The 17,490-nt window shown below is 61.7% G+C and carries 14 protein-coding genes; 8 read left to right on the top strand and 6 right to left on the bottom strand.

Annotated elements, in window-relative coordinates; all coding sequences use genetic code 11:
- Positions 1 to 451: 451 nt before the first annotated feature.
- From NJ69_RS15880 to NJ69_RS15860, 5 genes are all read left to right on the top strand, one after another.
- Positions 452 to 1,027, top strand: coding sequence for a fimbrial protein (locus NJ69_RS15880; protein ID WP_029614795.1), 576 nt, complete (start codon positions 452 to 454; stop codon positions 1,025 to 1,027).
- Between the two features lie 51 nt (positions 1,028 to 1,078).
- Complete coding sequence (locus NJ69_RS15875) at positions 1,079 to 1,777, top strand: fimbrial biogenesis chaperone (protein ID WP_039580699.1); 699 nt, start codon at positions 1,079 to 1,081, stop codon at positions 1,775 to 1,777.
- A 27-nt stretch (positions 1,778 to 1,804) separates the two neighbouring features.
- Positions 1,805 to 4,411: a fimbria/pilus outer membrane usher protein gene (locus tag NJ69_RS15870; RefSeq protein ID WP_039580697.1), complete on the top strand. Its 2,607-nt coding sequence runs from the start codon at positions 1,805 to 1,807 to the stop codon at positions 4,409 to 4,411.
- Between the two features lie 73 nt (positions 4,412 to 4,484).
- Complete coding sequence (locus tag NJ69_RS15865) at positions 4,485 to 4,955, top strand: fimbrial protein (protein WP_039580695.1); 471 nt, start codon at positions 4,485 to 4,487, stop codon at positions 4,953 to 4,955.
- Positions 4,952 to 5,437 (top strand): fimbrial protein, encoded by a 486-nt coding sequence (locus tag NJ69_RS15860; protein WP_039580691.1) that lies wholly within the window; start codon positions 4,952 to 4,954, stop codon positions 5,435 to 5,437. Before NJ69_RS15865 ends, NJ69_RS15860 begins: the two co-directional genes overlap by 4 nt.
- Here NJ69_RS15860 and NJ69_RS15855 read toward each other — a convergent pair whose 3' ends face one another.
- The 5 genes from NJ69_RS15855 to NJ69_RS15835 form a co-directional block, all read right to left on the bottom strand.
- A complete protein-coding gene (locus tag NJ69_RS15855; protein WP_039580689.1) occupies positions 5,438 to 6,085 on the bottom strand; it encodes a response regulator in 648 nt (215 codons plus the stop codon).
- 31 nt (positions 6,086 to 6,116) lie between these two features.
- Positions 6,117 to 9,026 carry a hybrid sensor histidine kinase/response regulator gene (locus tag NJ69_RS15850; RefSeq protein ID WP_039580687.1) on the bottom strand — a complete coding sequence of 970 codons (2,910 nt, stop codon included), beginning with the start codon at positions 9,024 to 9,026 and terminating at the stop codon, positions 6,117 to 6,119.
- A gap of 111 nt (positions 9,027 to 9,137) precedes the next feature.
- Entirely contained in the window at positions 9,138 to 10,337 is a 1,200-nt protein-coding gene (locus tag NJ69_RS15845; RefSeq protein ID WP_039580684.1) for an EAL domain-containing response regulator, read from the bottom strand.
- Positions 10,338 to 10,343: 6 nt separating this feature from the next.
- On the bottom strand, positions 10,344 to 13,157 hold the full coding sequence (locus NJ69_RS15840) for an ATP-binding protein (protein ID WP_039580682.1): 2,814 nt from the start codon (positions 13,155 to 13,157) through the stop codon (positions 10,344 to 10,346).
- A gap of 112 nt (positions 13,158 to 13,269) precedes the next feature.
- Positions 13,270 to 13,623 carry a hypothetical protein gene (locus NJ69_RS15835; RefSeq protein WP_155290541.1) on the bottom strand — a complete coding sequence of 118 codons (354 nt, stop codon included), beginning with the start codon at positions 13,621 to 13,623 and terminating at the stop codon, positions 13,270 to 13,272.
- Positions 13,624 to 13,974: 351 nt separating this feature from the next.
- On the opposite strand from NJ69_RS15835, the gene NJ69_RS15830 reads away from it, so the two are divergent.
- The 3 genes from NJ69_RS15830 (at position 13,975) to NJ69_RS22210 (ending at position 15,266) form a co-directional block, all read left to right on the top strand.
- Positions 13,975 to 14,301 carry a YceK/YidQ family lipoprotein gene (locus tag NJ69_RS15830; protein ID WP_039580677.1) on the top strand — a complete coding sequence of 109 codons (327 nt, stop codon included), beginning with the start codon at positions 13,975 to 13,977 and terminating at the stop codon, positions 14,299 to 14,301.
- A gap of 62 nt (positions 14,302 to 14,363) precedes the next feature.
- Positions 14,364 to 14,993 (top strand): hypothetical protein, encoded by a 630-nt coding sequence (locus NJ69_RS22660; RefSeq protein WP_155290540.1) that lies wholly within the window; start codon positions 14,364 to 14,366, stop codon positions 14,991 to 14,993.
- 21 nt (positions 14,994 to 15,014) lie between these two features.
- The gene (locus tag NJ69_RS22210) at positions 15,015 to 15,266 is read left to right on the top strand and encodes a hypothetical protein (protein ID WP_052192133.1); all 252 of its coding nucleotides are present in this window, start codon (positions 15,015 to 15,017) and stop codon (positions 15,264 to 15,266) included.
- Positions 15,267 to 15,434: 168 nt separating this feature from the next.
- Here NJ69_RS22210 and NJ69_RS22455 read toward each other — a convergent pair whose 3' ends face one another.
- The gene (locus NJ69_RS22455) at positions 15,435 to 17,468 is read right to left on the bottom strand and encodes an ATP-binding protein (RefSeq protein ID WP_167335973.1); all 2,034 of its coding nucleotides are present in this window, start codon (positions 17,466 to 17,468) and stop codon (positions 15,435 to 15,437) included.
- Positions 17,469 to 17,490: the final 22 nt, after the last annotated feature.

Below are 17,490 nucleotides of genomic sequence, written 5' to 3'. Positions count from 1 at the left end.
GGGCAATGGCCGAGTGATAGCAGGTTGTCGTGCCCCAGGACGCAGTTCAGGCCCCTGGGGGAGCCAACTGTCTTTCACCGAGCACCGATCAGCGGTCTTGCTCAACTTCGGGAGGGCTGCACGATCTCGTGGGAGCGGCCTTGCGTCGCGATCGGACCGCGCAGCGGTCCCAGGTTTTCAGCTTCGCCGCTGCCATTGCCGGGACCGCTCTGCGGTCCAATCGCGACGCAAGGCCGCTCCCACAAAGCGCCTTGCAGAAGGCTGGAAATTGAGCCGGGCAGTGGTCTCCATGCAGGCTTTGTGTTCCCAGTGACGCTCAGTTGCTGCCGAGCCAAAGCGCGTCCAGGCGCGTTTAAGATTCGTCTAATGTCTCGTGCGCGCAGCGCAATGCACCATGCACTGGCCTACCGGAAGTGGCAGGCAGTCATCCTTCAACGTAAAGGGCATTGCAATGCATAACTCTGTGAAAAAACTCAGCCTGGCCTTCGGCACCTGCTGCCTGCTGGCCAGCTCGGCGTCGTTCGCCGACGGCGGCCAGATCGTCTTCACCGGCTCGGTCACCGACAACGCCTGCACCATCAACACCAGCGACGTCACCAAGTCGGTCAACCTCGATCCGGTACGCATCGCCGACTTCGCCAACACCGTGGGCGCCAAGGCCAAGCCCAAGCAGTTCTCGCTGACGCTGGACAACTGCAGCCTGCAGACCCGCAACAACGTGCAGATCAAGTTCAGCGGCCAGCCCGACGCACAGGACAACACCTTGCTGGGCCTGAGCGGCGAGAACCAGGTCAAAGGCATCGCCATCCAGATCGACGACGCGCGCACCGGCTCGAAAGTGGCCCTGAACAAGGCCACCGAAGACTACGCCCTGCGTAACCAGTCCAACACCTTCGACTTCGTCGCCTCCTACGTGCGCACCGCGCTCGACACCACCACCGGTGAAGCGCCGAACCAGGTCACCACGTCCGGTATCGGCACCGGTCAGGTCAATGCCCTGGCCACCTTCGACGTCACCTACAAGTAAGCCCCTGCGAGGGCCGTGCCTGGCATGGCTCTCGATTCCCGAGGTTCACCCATGCGTAAACGTGTTCTCACCCACCTGGCCTGGCTGTCCCTGCTGTTCGCTGGGGCGTCGCAAGCCGCCGTGACCGTGGGCGCCACCCGGCTGATCTACGACGGCAAGCAGAACGAAGCGAACCTGACGGTCAGCAACCGCGAAGACGATTCGCCCTATCTGGTGCAGTCGTGGGTCAGCGGCTACGGCGCGGCGAACGATGCCAGCCTGGACAGTTTCATCGTCACACCGCCGCTGTTCCGCCTCGACGCCAACAAGGAAAACATCCTGCGGGTGATTTTTGCCGGTGGCGCCAACGTGCCCCAGGACCGAGAAAGCCTGTTCCTGATGAACGTCAAGGCCATCCCCGCCATGCGTGACGATCAGCGCGACAAGAACGTGCTGCAGATCGCGCTCAAGACCACCATCAAGCTGTTCTACCGTCCCGCCGGGCTGACCGGCTCGGCCAAGGACGCCGTGGCCTCGCTGGCGTGGAGCGCTGCCGGCGGCAACCTGACGGTGGACAATCCTTCCAAGTTTCACGTGGTGGTCAGCGAGCTCAAGGTCAACGACCAAACGCTGGATTCGCCCATCGATGTCCTGCGCCCTGGCGAACACCGCGTGCTGCCGGTCAAGGTGCGCAGCGCAGATCGTATCTCGCTCAGCTACATCGACGATTACGGCACCAGTGTCAGCGTGGCGCCCGTCACCTTGAACTGATCGCGCCTCGCCGCTCCAGGAACGCCTATGCACACTTCCTCCGCCCTCACGCGCCTTGGCGCGGTGAAGGGGTTCGGCTGCCCGTTGGCCGTGCTTCTGACCCTGCACTTGAGCCCGGCGCACGCAGGCTTCGAGTTCGATCCGACCTTTCTGGAGATCGGTGGCGGGCAGGGCTCGGACCAGTTGAAGCAGCAGATCAGTGCGATCAGCGAAGGCCAGTTGCCGGGCAGCTATCGGGTCGATGTCTCGGTCAATCAGCGTCACGTCGGCAAGCAGGACATCCGTTTCATTCGCAGCACGCAGCCCGAGCAATCGGCGACCGGCCTGTTTCCTTGCCTGGACAGCGATTTCTTCCGAGCCCAAGGGGTTTCCAGCGAAGCGCTGGCCAAGCGTGCGGATGCCGATCCGACCTGTATCGCCTTCGACCAAGGGCTGGCGGGGGTGACCTACGACTACGATTTCAACCAGCAAGCACTGGATGTGCAGATTCCCCAGGCCTATCTCGGTGAAATCCCTTTCGATGTCCGTCGTCGGCAGTGGAGCACTGGAGAGACGGCTGCGTTCACCAGCTACTCGATCTCGCACAGCAGCGTGAATTCGGACGGCGCGCGGCGCCAGGATCAGTTCGCCAGTTTGCGCAGTGGGGTCAATGCCGGTGCCTGGCGGCTGCGCAATTTCTCTACCTTTCGCCGAGGCAGCGGCACGCCGGGGCAGTGGCAGTCACTTGAAAGCTACGTCCAGCGCGATATGGGCAACCTCATGGCCATCGCCACACTGGGCGATGCGACCACCGAGGGTGACCTGTTCGATGCCTTGCCCTATCGCGGCCTGGGCATCGCCTCGGACCTGGACATGCTGCCCGATGACGCCCGTCAGTTCGCCCCGGTGGTGCGTGGCATCGCCAACGGGCGCTCGCGGGTGATCATTCGCCAGCGTGGCTACGTCATCAAGGAGCAGTGGGTGCCGTCCGGGCCGTTCGCGATCTCCGACCTCTACTCCACAGCCAGCAATGGCGACCTGGAGGTGACGGTCGAGGGCGCCGATGGCCAGGTCCAGGTGTACACCCAGTCGTTCTCCTCGGTGCCCTACATGCTGCGCGAGAAGCAGACCACCTACGCGCTGTACGCGGGCCGCTACCGGGGGGCTTTGTCCGAGGCGGGTGGCGAAGCGCCGACCTTTGGCCAACTGACCGGCCGCCATGGCCTGCGTGGCGGCACCACGGTGTTCGGCGGCGGCTTGTTCAGCGAAAGGTACAGTGCCGGCCTGCTCGGCGTGGCCCATGATTTCGCAGGGTTCGGTGCGGTCTCGCTGGACGTCACCCACGCCCGCAGCAGCGACATCGGCCCCGAGAAAGCCACCCGCAGCGGTCAGTCGTATCGCTTTCGCTATTCCAAATCGGTGGCCCTGACCGATACCAATTTCAGCTTGGTGGGCTATCGCTACTCCACGGGCGGCTATTACTCATTCACCGAGGCACTGAACAGCCGCCGCGATGTGCTCGAGGGGCCGTTCACTGCTGCCGTCGACGATCTGGGTATCGCGGCCTATCGAACGGGGCACCTGAAGAGCAATTTCAGCGCCAACGTGTCCCAGCAGATCGGTCGTTTCGGCAGTCTGTACGCCAACGTATCGAAGTCGGCCTACTGGGATCGCGCGACCGCCGATACCAGCCTGCAATTGGGTTACAACTTCGGAGTCGGCAACGTTTCTTACTCCGTGGCGGTGGGCCTCAATCAAGGCCAGACCACCGACCGTAACCTGACCCTGAGCGTGAGCCTGCCGCTGGGCGGGCCGGGCAGCAGCAGCCGCGTCTCGGCCAGCACTCACCACGCCAGCAGCGGTGCGAGTGGGCAGATGGCGACCCTCAGTGGCAATACCCTGGACGATGATGCGCTGACCTATGGCGTGGGGGTATCACGCCAGGCCAGCGCCGGCCAGAGCCAGCAGGGTGGATCGCTGTCAGCCCAGTACGAGGGCGCCAAGGGCGTGCTGCGTGGGGGGTACACCCAAACCGGCAACAACCAGCAACTCGACCTGGGCCTGGACGGATCGGTGGTGGCCTATGCCGACCAGATCATGCTCAGCCAGCCGCTGAGCGAAACCAATGTCATCGTCGCTGCGCCCGATGCCGGCCAGGTGTCGATCACCAACAAGCGCGGCATTCGCACCAACGACAACGGCTATGCGGTGATGCCCTCGGCCATGCCTTATCGCAAGAACCGGATCTCGCTCGACAGCCAGACCATTGCCCAGAACGTCGACATTGAGCAGTTGGTGCAGGAGGTGATCCCAAACCGTGGCGCCTTCGTGGTGGCGAAGTTCGACACACGCAGCGGGCAGCGCATCCTGTTTCGCATTCTCGACGAGCAGGGCACTCCGGCACCTTTCGCCGCCAATGCCGAACTGCTGAGCGAGGACGGCACTTCGCTGGTCAGCACCCTGGTGGCCGACAACGGTCGTGCATTCCTGGCCGGTGTGCCGGATCGGGCGCGTTTGCAGATAAGCGTGGGCGGCACGCTCTGGTGCAGCAGCACGCTGGCGCTCGGCACGCAAGAGGCGTCGACCGGCATCCTGCAGATGGACGTGCGTTGCCAGCGGGCAGCGGCTTCGAACAATCAGGACACCACCCCATGAACACCGCCATCCCCTGCCATCTGTTGGCCTCGACACGTTGTGCTGCTGGACCATCGGTCCTAGAGGAGTCCTCATGAAATTCATCGTTCTTGTACTGGCGTTGATGAGCGCCCGTGCGCAAGCCGCCGACGTGGTCAATATCACCGTCAGCGGCACCCTGACTCGCCCGCCGTGCACCTTGAGCAGCGGCAACGCACTGACCGCCAGCTTCGGGGACGTGCGAACCGATCAAGTGGCCGAGGCCGAGCCACAGAGCTTGAACATCCAGCTCAGTTGCCCGAGCGGCTCCTCGTTGACTGTCGGCTTTTCCGCCGCGTTGGGCACCTACAGCGCAACGGTTGCCAAAACCTCAGCGAACAACCTGGGCGTGTCGCTGCTGTGGGCCAACGACAACTCGACGGCCAACCTGCAAGGCACGCTCAAGAGCTACAGCAATCTGTCCGGGACCGTGAGCCTGGGGCTCAAGGCCAAGCTGGTCCAGCAAGGCACGCTGGCGCCCGGACAGTTCACGTCCGCGCTGGTCATGACGATCAATTACCTATGAATGCCTGGCTGATCCTGATCCTGGTGCTGTCGAGCACGGTTGCGCTCGCGCAGCCTGCCAGCACGGTGCAATTGGACGTCAGTGGACGGTTAATCGAACCGGCCTGCCGCCTACAGTTCAACACCTCGATGGAAGTCGAGCTCGCCAGCGCCAATATCAATCAGCTCAAGGACGACACGGTGCCGGTGACCGAGGTCCCGCTGTCGTTCGACTGCCGGGTAGGCAGCCGTGTGAGCCTGGCCTTGACAGCCGCGTCGGGGCGTTTCGATGAAGTCACGCTGCTGACCAATCGACCTAGGCTGGGACTACGCCTGATCGGCGAAGGCAGCCAGCCGGGATTGACCCTGGGTCAGCCGCATCTGTGGACGGTGGGAGAAACGCCGCTGGTGGTTTCGCTGCGGGTCAAACCCGTGGCACTGGAGACGCTGCCCGAAGCCGGCACGTTCACCGCCACGCTGCTGATGCAGATTATCTATCTTTGATCACTGGAACTGCCGGGCCTCGATGCAGTAGGTCAACAGTGACTGGTCGCTGTCGACCTCCAGCTTGCGCATGGCCGAGACCTTCTGTGCACTGACGGTCTTGTTGCTGCGGCACAGTTGGCGGGCAATGTCGCTGACGGTCATGCCGGTCACGAACAGGCGCAGCACTTCCAGCTCGCGCGGCGACAGACTCTCGAAACGATCGCCCACCTGACCGCTGCTGCCCATGACCGAGCGGGCCTCGGCGCTAGGACTCTGGTAGGGACGCCGTCTGCTCAGGGCCGTCAAGGCTTTCTCGATCTCCTGATGCAGGTGGTTCTTCTGGATCACGCCGGCCACGCCCAGTTCTTGCAGGCGTGACAGGATCAGGCTGTTGGAAATCATGGTCAGCACCAGGACCTGCGTCTGCGGGAAATTGCGCAGCACGTACTCGATGAGTTTCAGCCCATCGCCGTAGGTGGCGTCGCCCGGCATGTTGAAATCGGTGATCAGCAATTGCGGGCGATGCGTGCGCAGTTGCTCGATCAGTTCGCTGGAACTGACCGCCTCGCCCACCACGGTGTAGCGTCCGTCGCGTTGGACGATTTCGCGCACGCCCAGCAGAACGATGGGATGGTCGTCGGCAATGACGACATTCAATTCAGTCATGTGTGGGCTCTCTTGAGAGGTTCGATGGGCATCAGCGGGGTTCTTCGTTCAGGCACTGGGCTACCGCAGCCAGGCGTGTGCACAAGGCCCTGATGCGCTGGACGATGGCGGTGGTCATCGGACCTTCGTGCAGGGCGTTCTCCAGCTCGTGGCCTAGCGCATGCAGGGTTTGCGCATGCACGCTCGCCAGCGCACCGCTGAGGCTGTGCAGGCGCTGACGTACGGTCAGGGCGTCCATGTCCACCAGGCCCTGTTCGATCTGCGCGATGTCCGCGAGCAAGGTCTGCGCCATCAGCTCGCGCATGGCCGGCGACAGTTCGATCCAGCCTTCGCGGTCGGTCTGTGGCGTGCCGGCAGGTTTCAGTGCGGGAGCGGGCAGGCCGTTGGCTTTGCGGCAATGCGACATCAATGCCTGACGCAGCATGCCCAGGCTCAAGGGCTTGACCACCCAGGCACTCATGCCCATGGCCAGGCAGCGCTGGCCCTCTTCGCGCAGGGCGTTGGCGGTGACGCCGATGATCGGCACGTCCACGCCCTGCTGGCGCAGGGCTTGCGCCAGTTCGTAACCATTGAGCCGCGGCATGTTGATGTCGGTGATGACCAGGTCGAACGGTTGGGTGTTCCACAGTTGCAAGGCGTGCTGGCCGTCGCGCGCCACGGTCGGATGCGCGCCGAGCGCCTCGAGTTGCTCGCGCAATACCGCCTGGCTCACCGGATTGTCCTCGGCCACCAGCACGCGCACGTTCAGGCAGGGGGCGTCCAGGCACGACGGCACCAGCGAGGTCGGGGCCACTGCCGGTGGCGCGTCGACCACCGGCAGCGTGATCAGCAGGGAGAAACTGCTGCCCAGGCCGGGCTCGCTGACCACGCGCATGCTGCCGCCCATGAGTTCGCTCAGGCGCTTGCAGATCGACAGCCCCAGGCCGGCGCCATTGCCATCCTGGCCGGCCGCCACTTGGTAGAAGGGGCGGAACAATTGCTCCAGGGCCTTTTCCGGGATGCCGACACCGGTATCGGTCACCTGCCACTGCAACGAGACGTCTGTCTCGGTGCGCTGCACAACGCTCAAGCGCAGGCGTACGCGGCCCGAGTCGGTGAACTTGATGGCATTGCCCAGCAGGTTGTGCAGGATCTGTCGCACCCGCCCGGCGTCGCCCAGGATCTGCGCAGGCACCTGCGGGTCGATTTCCGATTCGATGTCCAGGCCTTTGTTGCGGGCGGTCGCGGTGAAGGCGACTACCGCGTCCTCGACCAGTTGCACCGGCGCGAACGGGGCCTCTTCGAGCGGCATCTGGCCAGACTCGATCTTCGACACGTCCAGCACGTTGCTGATGAGTTGGAACAGCACCGTGGAGGAGCCCTGGATGATTTCCAGGTAGTGGCGCTGACGCTCGCTCATCTCGGTGAGCGAGAGCAGTTCCAGGTTACCCAGCACGCCGTACAGCGGTGTGCGGATCTCATGGCTCATGGTCGCGAGGAACACGGTCTTGGCTTCGTTGGCGGCGGTGGCGCGGCGGTGCGCCTGGTTGAGCATCAGGGTTTCGTCTACATGGCGAGTGATGTCGTTGCACCCGCAGAGGAACACATCCTGGCCTTCATAACGGGTGGCGACGAACACCACCTGCAAGTAGCGACCTTCCACCAGCAGGCACATTTCGCCGGGCGCCTGGTCGCCGTCGTAGCCTTCGAGCAATTGCGTGAGCGCGGGCGTCGCACCCAGTTGCACGGCGCGCTGGTTGTCCAGCAGCACCTGGTGATCGCTGCGCCGCATCACGCACAGCCCGACGGGCGCGTTGTGCAGCATGATGCGGTTGAACGCCTGGTTCTCGAACAGGCGATCCTGGGCGCGTTGCGCCGGGACGACGATGCGCGACTTGTACCAGTGGTTGATCCACATGCCCACCAGGATGGCAGCGATGACCGTCAGCATGAGTCCCAGCAAGGGCCACTTGGCGTAGCGCAGGAAGTCCTGGTAGGTGATGGCGTACAACCCGGTCCAGCGATCGCCGTGGGGCGCGACCATCTTGAAGCGCAGGCCGTGGCGGTTGAAGCTCAGGCCCTGGGGCGCCGGATCGTCGGCACCCAGTGCGCCCAGCACCACTTCGCCTTCGGGCGAGACCAGGGTGAACTGGTTGTACACCGATAGGCGCAACACCCGCTCGAACTCGTCCACCTGGGCCGTATCCACCACCGCGGCGAGGGTCAGAAGACCTTGCCCCTTGCCGGCCGGAAGCAGCGCGCCGGCGGCGTGCAGGCCGATCATCGCCACGATGCTGGGACGATCCTGATACAGCCGCAGCGGCGCCCGTATCCAGCGCACGCGGTGATCGGTGAGCAGGTTCTGGGCGGTGCGCAGGCGTTCGAGTCGGCCGACCACGGTGGCGTATTCTTCCGGCGGCAAGGGCAGGTGCTGGCGCGGATCGTCCGTGGCCGGGATGGCCAGGCTGGCGTCGCCGTCCGGGGTCAGCACGAACAGTTGCGGTGAGGCATAGAACGAGCTGGCCCAGAAGCCGCCGTAGTAGTCGGTCATCTGCACACCGAGGGCCAATGCGCGGTTCTCGTCGTCTTTGCTGAAACCGGCGCCATGGGCCAGTGAGAAGGGCATCGACAGCTCGAAGCCTCTGGCCTTGAGCATCACCTGTTCACCGATGGGCGTCGTCTGCATGACCGTGACCGACTGCACCGAGCGCAGCGGGCCTTGCGTGCTGCTGCGGTACCCGGTGGCGACGTTGCGCAGGAACGTCTCGTGTTCATGGATGATTTCCAGCACACGGGCGAAATGGAATTCGACGCGTTGCTGCTCGGCTTCGAGCAGTCGGGTGACGGCCCAATAGCAGGTGCTCGACATCACCAGCAGCAGACCGGTCAGCAGCAAAAGGGCCTTGTTCAAGCGTTCGGAGCTCAGCGCCAGTTTGTCCAGGCGCAGGCTGGCATGTTTCATGTTTCGCACTCGGCCAGAAATAGGGTGGAAAGGTGCACACAGGTGCGCCCGTTTCGAACTACCCCTAAAAGGGCTGCATTTCCTTTTGCTGAAACGTTTGACCTCATGAGTCTACAGAAGTGCTGGCCGAGGGCCATCCTCTCGTAGCAGGGCGGCCAGGTCGTTGCGTGGTACAGCCGGTGAAATGATGAAGCCTTGCACTTGGTCGCATTGAACACGGCGCAGTACCGCAAGCTCGGCTTGGGTTTCGGCGCCCTCGGCCACGGTGGTCAAGCCCAGTTTGCGACCCAGTTCGGTAATGCTGAGTAAGGCCGATGCCAACCCGTCGTTTTCGCCACAGCCCAGCACCAGGGAGCGATCGATCTTGAGTTCCGTGAAGGGCGTGGACACCAGATTGAAGTACGAGCTGTAGCCCTTGCCGAAATCGTCCTGGGCCAGGCCGAAGCCCATCAGCCGCAGCCGACACGCTCCAGCGTAGTAGTTGCTGGACAACTGCGTGGTGGAGCTTTCGGTCAGCTCGAAGGTGATCTGCCTGGGATCGGCCTGATTGACGCGGACCTGCGCCAGCAACTGATCCACCAGGTCGGGCTGATCGAGCAGATGGGTCGGCAGGTTGATCGAGACCGGCAGCGAATGGCCCATCCGCGCCCACTGCGCCTGAGCGCCCAGGGTCTGTCCGAGGATGCTGGTGAGCAACTCGATCTCCAGCTCGGCGTTTTCGATCTCGTCCAGGAACGCCCCCGGCATCAGCAGCCCTTCGGCCGGATGTACCCAGCGGGCCAGGGCTTCTGCACCGACGATCCGGCCATCGCGCAGTGACTTCTTGGGCTGGTACCAGGCCTGTATTTCGCCATTTTCCAAGGCTTTGATCAGGGTGCTGCGTGCCCGACAGCCACGGGGTCTGCGACTGAAGGTGCGGGCCTGCTCGGTGAGGTCGTCGAGGCGTTCGCGCAGGCTGATGATCTCGGCCTCGCGCACCGGCTTGGAGATCAGGCCCGCCACCTTCAGCCCCAGATTCTTGGCGACCTGTCCCGAGCCCAGCAGCATGCGGCGTGATGCGGCGGTCATCAGCGCCAGCGCTGGCGGTCGGTGCAACTGGGCCAGTTGCTGGATCAATTGCACGCCGTCCATCTGCGGCATCATCAAGTCGCTCAACAGCAGGTCGTAGTGGCTGCGGGATAGGCGCTGCAAGGCGGTTGCGCCGTCCCAGACCAATTCGACCTCGAAGCCGCCTGCGGCCTGGAACACCGTGGTCAGGTACTGATGCTGGAAGGGATGGTCCTCGACAATGAGCACGCGGTAGACATTCACTGCAGGCTATCTCTGATAAGGCTGCAGGCACTGGTACAGAGCGTGCAGCGTGAAGGGTTTGATCAGAAAGTGGTCCATGCCGGCACCCAGGCAGCGCTCGGCTTCGTCGAGCATGGCGTTGGCGGTCGCACCGACGATCGGTACGCTGCAGCCTTGCTGGCGCAGGCGCTCGGTGAGTTGGTAGCCGTTCATTCGCGGCATGTTGACGTCCGTCAGCACCAGGTCGAAATCGGCGTCCTGCCACAGCGCCAAGGCCTCGACGCCATCGCAGGCGAGCACCACCGTGCAACCGAGCTCCTCGAGCTGATCGCGCAGGATCAATTGGTTGATGATGTTGTCCTCGGCCACCAGCAGGTGCAGGTTCAACTTGCTCGCTTCGAGCTGGGCGGGTATCACCGGTTCGCCTTGCAGTTCCACGCCCAATGCCTGGCGCACCGCGCGGTTGAGCAGGTGCAGGTTGTTCAGCCCGATGTGCAGGGTGCGCTCGGCGTTCTGTACGATGCCGTGCCCGTCCTGGGAAACCAGGATGCGCTGGCCAGGCCAGTCAGTCCTCAGCGCGCTGTCGGCTTGTCCGGGACAGAGTTCGATCAAGAGGGCGTCGACATCCAGTTGCCCCGCGTCCTGGCCGATCAACTGCGCACGCGCGCCCCACCGGCGCAGCCACCCGGCCGTGTGTTCGGCCAGTTCATGCACGGGCGACTGCACATAGATACGCTCGTTCGGCAACGGGCTCGCCCAATGAAGGTCGTTCTGGGTGCTCACCTGCTCGAGCGGCAGGCTGAAGGCGAAACTGCTGCCCAGGCCAGGCTCGCTGAACACCCGCAGCGCGCCGTTCATCAAGTGCACCAGGCGCTTGCAGATGGACAGGCCCAGGCCGGTACCCGCCACCAGGTTGGCGTTCGGGCTGCTCTGGAAGAAGGGCTCGAACAGGTGGCGTTGGTCCGCAGCGGGAATGCCTTTGCCGGTATCGACCACCTGCCACTGCAACATGGCCCGTTCACCCTCGCGACACGCCAGTTGCAGACGCACGACGATGCGTCCGGTCTCGGTGAACTTGACCGCATTGCTCAGCAGGTTGCCGAGAATCTGCCGAATGCGGATGACGTCGCCCAGCACCAGGTCGGGCAGTTGCGGGTCGATGCAGGCGAACAGTTGCAGGCCCTTGCCTTGCGCGGCGCCGGTGTAGCCCTGGATCACGTCCTGGGTGAGTTCCAGCGGAGAAAAGGTGCTCATTTCCAGTGCCAGTTGGCCGGCTTCGATCTTCGACACGTCCAGCACATCGCAGATCAACTGCAGCAAGGTGGCCGACGAGCCTTCGATGGCGGTGAGGTAGCCGCGCTGCTGGGCATCGAGTTGGGTCCGCGCGAGCAGTTCGAGCGTTGCCAGCACGCCATACAACGGGGTACGGATTTCATGGCTCATGGTCGCCAGGAACAGGGTCTTGGCCTCGTTGGCGGCGTCGGCCAGGGTCCTGGCCTGCTGCAAGGCGATTTCGGCGGTCTTGCGCTCGGTGATGTCGCTGAAGGCGCAGATCAACACGTCTTCGCGCTGGTAGCGGGTGGGGGCGTAGCTCAGGTAGAGGTGGCGACCGTCGGCCATTTGCAGTTCGTCGGTAGCGCTGCGTTGCGCCTCGACACTGAACGCGCGATCGATCCAGCGATGGCACAGGCGAGTACGCTCATCGCCCATGGCCAGCCATTGGGCCGACAGCGGGTTCTCCAGGACCACCGCACCGTCGCTGCGGCGCAGCACGCACAGGGCGACGGGGGCAATACGGATCACGGCGCTGCAGAACGCCTCGCTTTCCACCAGCGCGTCGATACGCGCGGCCGCCGGGACGATCATCCGCTGATCGATCTGCCTGACTAGCCACAGCAGGCAGACCGTGGCCAGCAGGCAAATGAGCAGCGCCACCGACACGGGCACGGCCAGGGCGGGAAGCAGCGAAACCAGTTGCAGGCTGTAGACGATCTGCCAGTTGGAGTAGTCCAGGTGCTTGCGGATGGTCAGCCGCTCCGGCAGCCAGTGTTCGCCTTCCCAGCCGAAACTGGCACTGGTCGGCACGCGTTGCATCTGCACGTCCTGGCCAGGGGGCAAGGGGGTGTTGCTGAGGATCAGGTGGCCATTGGCGTCCAGCAGTTTGAAATCGCCCGCCTGCTCGTGCTCGAGGGCCTTGACCAGATCGGGGCCATCGACCTCCAGACCCAGCCAGCCGGAGGTGACGTTGCGTTCGTCCATGCGGATGAAGATGTACAGCGGCGAGTCCAGACGGCCTGGATCGGTCAGCCACAACTCGTCCTGCGGCGCCTCACTGTCGTTGACCGAGCGCACGCGCTCCAGGACGCGCGGCGGCAGGTCGGCGCTGTGCTCGGTGGTGGTGAACAAGCGTTGCACCGGCGCCTGCGCAGGCTGCGGCACGTAGATCAGGTTCACCTGATTGGCCCGTAGGTAGTCGAGCATGCGGCGGGTCAGCCACAGGCTCCAGATCTCGTGGCGCTGGCCGAGGATGATATGGATTTCCTCCTCCGGCACGTTGTTGGCCTCGGCGGCCGACAGCGTCGGTTGCCTGACCGTGGACAATCCCAGCCCTTTGAGTAATGTCTGGCGGCTGACGAAGAAACCCTGAGCCTGGAAGATGGCCTCGTTCATGTAGCTGCGGCGCGAGGATATCTCCTGGTTCAGGGTCACGCGCAGGTAGCCGTAGGCACCGATATAGACGCCCGCTATCAGACTGAAGGCGAACAGGCGCAGGAGTTTGCGCGCGGCCTGGGGGGTCGAGAGCGTGGAGTGGGCGGTGGGAATGAGATGGGCGAGTTTCATCGGCGCCAGCCTAGTCATCGCCCGACGTCTTCTGAATAGGACGGATCTCAAACGCCGGGTGAGGGCCGTGGACGGGAGAGTGCCACGGCGCCATCGACTGTCGCGCGGTGAATCAGAGCACGGTCTGGGTCACCAGGTAGCGGCCCTGGGTGATCAAGTGGCCCGTCGCATCTTCCAGCACGTAGGTGTGTTCACCTTGACCGGAAGCCTGCGTGGGCGTCATCGACCGTACGTGCGCTGGGGATGACAGCTCACCGACCAGGGTCTGGACGCTGAGCGTGCGCGACACGGCATTGAGCGGGCAGGACTCGGACAGGCCGGTGCCAGCATGGGTGGAAAGCGTGCACTGGCTGCCGATGACGGCACCGGTGAAGCGGATGGTGCCTTGCATCGGCGCTTCCACGGCAGCCTGGCAAGCGGTAGAAAGCGCCAGTGACAACAGCGCTGCAACATAGGGTCCTTTCATGATTGCGTTCCGGTTCGAGGTGGCAATCTCTGTATCGGCCAATGCCCCTTTTCATTGAGGCTGAATCGATTATTCCGACCGGTGGTTACGCCCGGCCTGGCGGGCAATCGAGTTGGCCGCCAGGAGGCTTTTGAGATCGGTCTGATTGGCCGCTTTGGCGACTTTTCCTACGCTTTGGGTCGTCGCCAACCGTCCCGTGGGCTGTTGATCTGAGCGGCACGCCCGATGTGCTCGATGTCGATTCGAGGTGGCCTTCGATCGCGCAGCGCAGACGTCCGGCAAGCAAGTACCGTACGGCGCCCTTTAAGGGGGGCCGTCGGTGTCGACTCTTTCATTCAGGTATCGCGGGCAATGAAGGCACTTTTGTTGTGTTTGGCTATGGCTTGGGCGCTCTGCGGATGCGGCACCGTCAATACGGTGTTGAGTTCCGATGCGCATGCAAGCAGTGCGTTGAGAAAAGCCCAAACGCGGTGTGAATCCCTTCCGCGTGTTTACAGCGGTATCGCCTATGACCTGTGCCTGTTGCACGGCCCGCCGCAGTTGGTCGAGCGCGACCCTGCGGCGCCGGCTCTGATGCCCCTCCAGTTACTCGACTTCATACCCTCTGGGATTCTGGACACCGTCGTGCTGCCCTACACGATTTATCTACAAAGCACGCAAGGCAGTCTGGATATCTGACGGTCGATGACGCACGCCCCAGCGGTTTCTGCTGTTGGGAATGACAGGGTAAATGGAACACGATGAATACGCGTACGGCTAGAAACTCCAAACTCCGCCTCTTGATTGCCGCGCTTTTGCTGGCTTGTCTATCGGAACAGGCGAGCGCGCTTATCTCCGGCAGTTTGGTGTGTTCGGTGACGGGCTACAACACATACGGTTATGAGGTCAGCCCCGGTGCAGAATTCGAAATTCCATTTTCTGGCACCTGTACGGCCAAGCGGGCTTACCCGCGTTATGCGGCGACGAATCTAGAGATCACGCCGGTCTATAACGTCACTGCAGGGGCCATCAAGGTTCTGCAGAAAAAATCTTACATGTACATGTCTGAAATTCCGCTTGGGTCTTACGGGCCTGACTGCTTGGGGGAGACCTGCATGCCGCTGCGTGTCGGGGCGACGGTTTCATACACCTATTACATCGTGGGTCGCGCGCCACAGAGTGGATCGGGGCGTGCCATCGTCAAGTTGGGCGTGACCTCTGCGGGCTATCCCAATTACGCCGAATGGCTGCACGAGATCAACTTCATCTACCGTGTACGCAGCGAAACCTGCAGCCTGACTTCGGCACGCAGCATCAGCTTGAAATTCGACCCAACCACCCCGGCGGGATTGGCAGGTCAACAGAAATCGGCGCCGATCAGTCTCAACTGAACCGGCGCTAGACCGGCGTCCATGACGTTGACGGCCAATCAATCCATCGTCAACGCCGCGAGCGGCGTCTCGAAAACAAGCCTCACCGGCGTCAACATGCAGGCCCTGTGGAGCGCCTCCATGACCCCTGCCAGTTTCAATACGCCACGGGCGGTGACGCTGAAACAGGGCACAAACGATATCGGTTTGACGTTTTCGCCGCAGGTGGTCAATGGCGCGGACGTGTCGGGGAGCTTTCAGGTGCAGTACACACTGACGGTCAACTATCAGTAGTGTGTGTTGGGCGTTGAGGTCCCAACTGGCGGGCATTAAAAAGCCGGCTTGTGGCCGTTGTTGTTTTTAGGTTTTGACCATATTGCTAAGGAATGGTGGGGGAAGGTTTTGTCCTCCCATTTGTCCCCCCCATTCCGCTGGCGCGTGGTGTCTTCTAATGAAAATGCCTCAGTCATTAATCCCCTGCTTTTGCTGCAGCGATTGAGGAAGGTATTGCGAGTATTTACTGTGAAGCAAGGCTACACCTTCGTCTTTTGTAGCTGTGTAGTCCAATTTTTCTCGGAAGGCTTCGAGTCGAGCGCGGGACGCACCAAGGATTTCACTCCAGGTAACAAGACCTATCTTCAGGTTCGGCTCATCATGAAAGAAGCCGAAGGCTTTTCCCTGCTGACGAACTGACCGTGCCGCTTCCTCCGTCATCTCGTTCGATACTGCTAGAAATGTCCAGTGGGTATTGTGCTTATCAAATCGCTCATCGGCGGCGACCGCCATCGCATAGCTTTCGACTTGTGCTTTTACCTCAAGATTGATTTTTTGTGAGGGGCGTTTTAGCTCTACGACGAGGTATTCACGACGGGTCTTCGCGTAGGCTGGTACTTCCCGCCCTAGCAGCAAATCGATGACTGCCTGAGAGCCGTCATCTCGGAGCACTGTTTTTGACTTTCTAGGCTTTTTCTCGGACGGTCGCAGTTTGCCCAGGTGTTTGCGTAAGACGGTATTCAGATTCTCATCGCTACTAGTCAGGAGGTATTCCTCACCAAAGATCCAGGTCTCACTCTCCAGCATCCGGTGCAACTGAGTGCGCTCTTTCAGCTCTCGTTTCGACTCACCGTCGAACAGAAGCTCGTTCAGCCCGGCAAGAAATTGCAGTCGATCCGTGACTAGCTTGCTTGCTTCGATAATGGCTGAAAGCGTGGTGTATTGGAGCAGATCGGCAAGTTCCGATTGCTTTTCTTTAGGAAGGTCTAAAACCTCCGTAAGAATGCGCTTCAACGCTTCCGGGTTTTCGTCAAGAGCAGTCTTGATCATTCGGAGGGTGAACTGGCGATTTCGAGTATGACCTTCCCGAAAAGCGTCCAGATACTGGTGTACGTTTAGGGCACAGATGTCGAAGACTTCTCTTCGGGCTTGCTCTAGCTCGCCGCCAGCATCTCCTATGAACGGATAAACCCCTTCATTCTTCCACTGCTGAACCAATTCAGATGCGGTCTCTGCCTTTTTGCGCCGGAAATGGGACCGCATTGCCGTCCGTGCGCTGTCGACAAGACGGCGTAGGTCGGCATTTAAGTCATCAAGCGCGAGCAGATTTTCATGCTGCAGCTTCGCAATGTAGTCCGAGCGTAGGAATGCCGTGAAGTTAAACTCCCCCCCAGGTCGGATACCGGCCTCAACCTCGTGAAGGGAAAAACCGTCACTATCGCAGAGGCATATCCGCCGCTCTTTCTTTGAAAAGCTCCATTCTACGATATCTAATTTGGCCTGCACCTCGACTCCATCTATCGTTTGGAGTGCTGGTAGTTCAATAGAGTCGTGTGATTTCTGAACCGATTTTGGATCAATGCGCTCGTTGCGAAAAGTTATATTCGTGGCGGGATAATTGCGCAGATAGAGAGCGAAAACCTCGGCGAGCTGTCTGGCTGCAGAGCCATCTTGCGTCAGTACCCCTAAGGAGTCCAGAAGATTGGAAATGTGTACTCTGGTGCCACGATGTCGGCCTATCGGAGCTGGATGAGCTTGTTTGATTTCGAAGTCTTGCAGTTTACTCGCTTGCCCTTTGATTGCGTGCTGAAGCAGGCGTCTGTCAGAGCCCTCAAGAAATGCGGTATCCCACGTTACGTCATGCCCCAGTGCGAAGGCTTTGAAGCGTCCCTTACCGTTTCTGCCGTGTAATTTTTTTTGTGTTCCATTGGTTGCTCTATAGTCTCTTTTCCATGAGCCGCCTAGGTTGCCGAAAGCATGCTCTGCTTCTTCAACAGTGATGCCGTTGCCGTTATCCAAAACCTCAATTTCTACTGGGCTACCCAGCTCATTATCAGAGATTCGGATGTGTACCTGATCAGCGTCTGCGTCCAATGCATTCCAGATGAGCTCTGCGAGCGCGTTGATGGGCTTTCCACGGGCGAGAGACTCCAAGTGATCTGGCTGCGCTTGCACATGAACGTATTTTGACCCGCTCTGCTGCTGCACTATCTCTTCGCTCATCGTTCGATCCATGTAGTTTGAT

The sequence above is a fragment of the Pseudomonas parafulva genome, assembly GCF_000800255.1.
In the GTDB taxonomy this organism is placed as follows: domain Bacteria; phylum Pseudomonadota; class Gammaproteobacteria; order Pseudomonadales; family Pseudomonadaceae; genus Aquipseudomonas; species Aquipseudomonas boreofloridensis.
The sequence above is the reverse complement of the archived record's forward strand: the minus strand, read 5'-3'. Positions and strand labels throughout refer to the sequence as shown.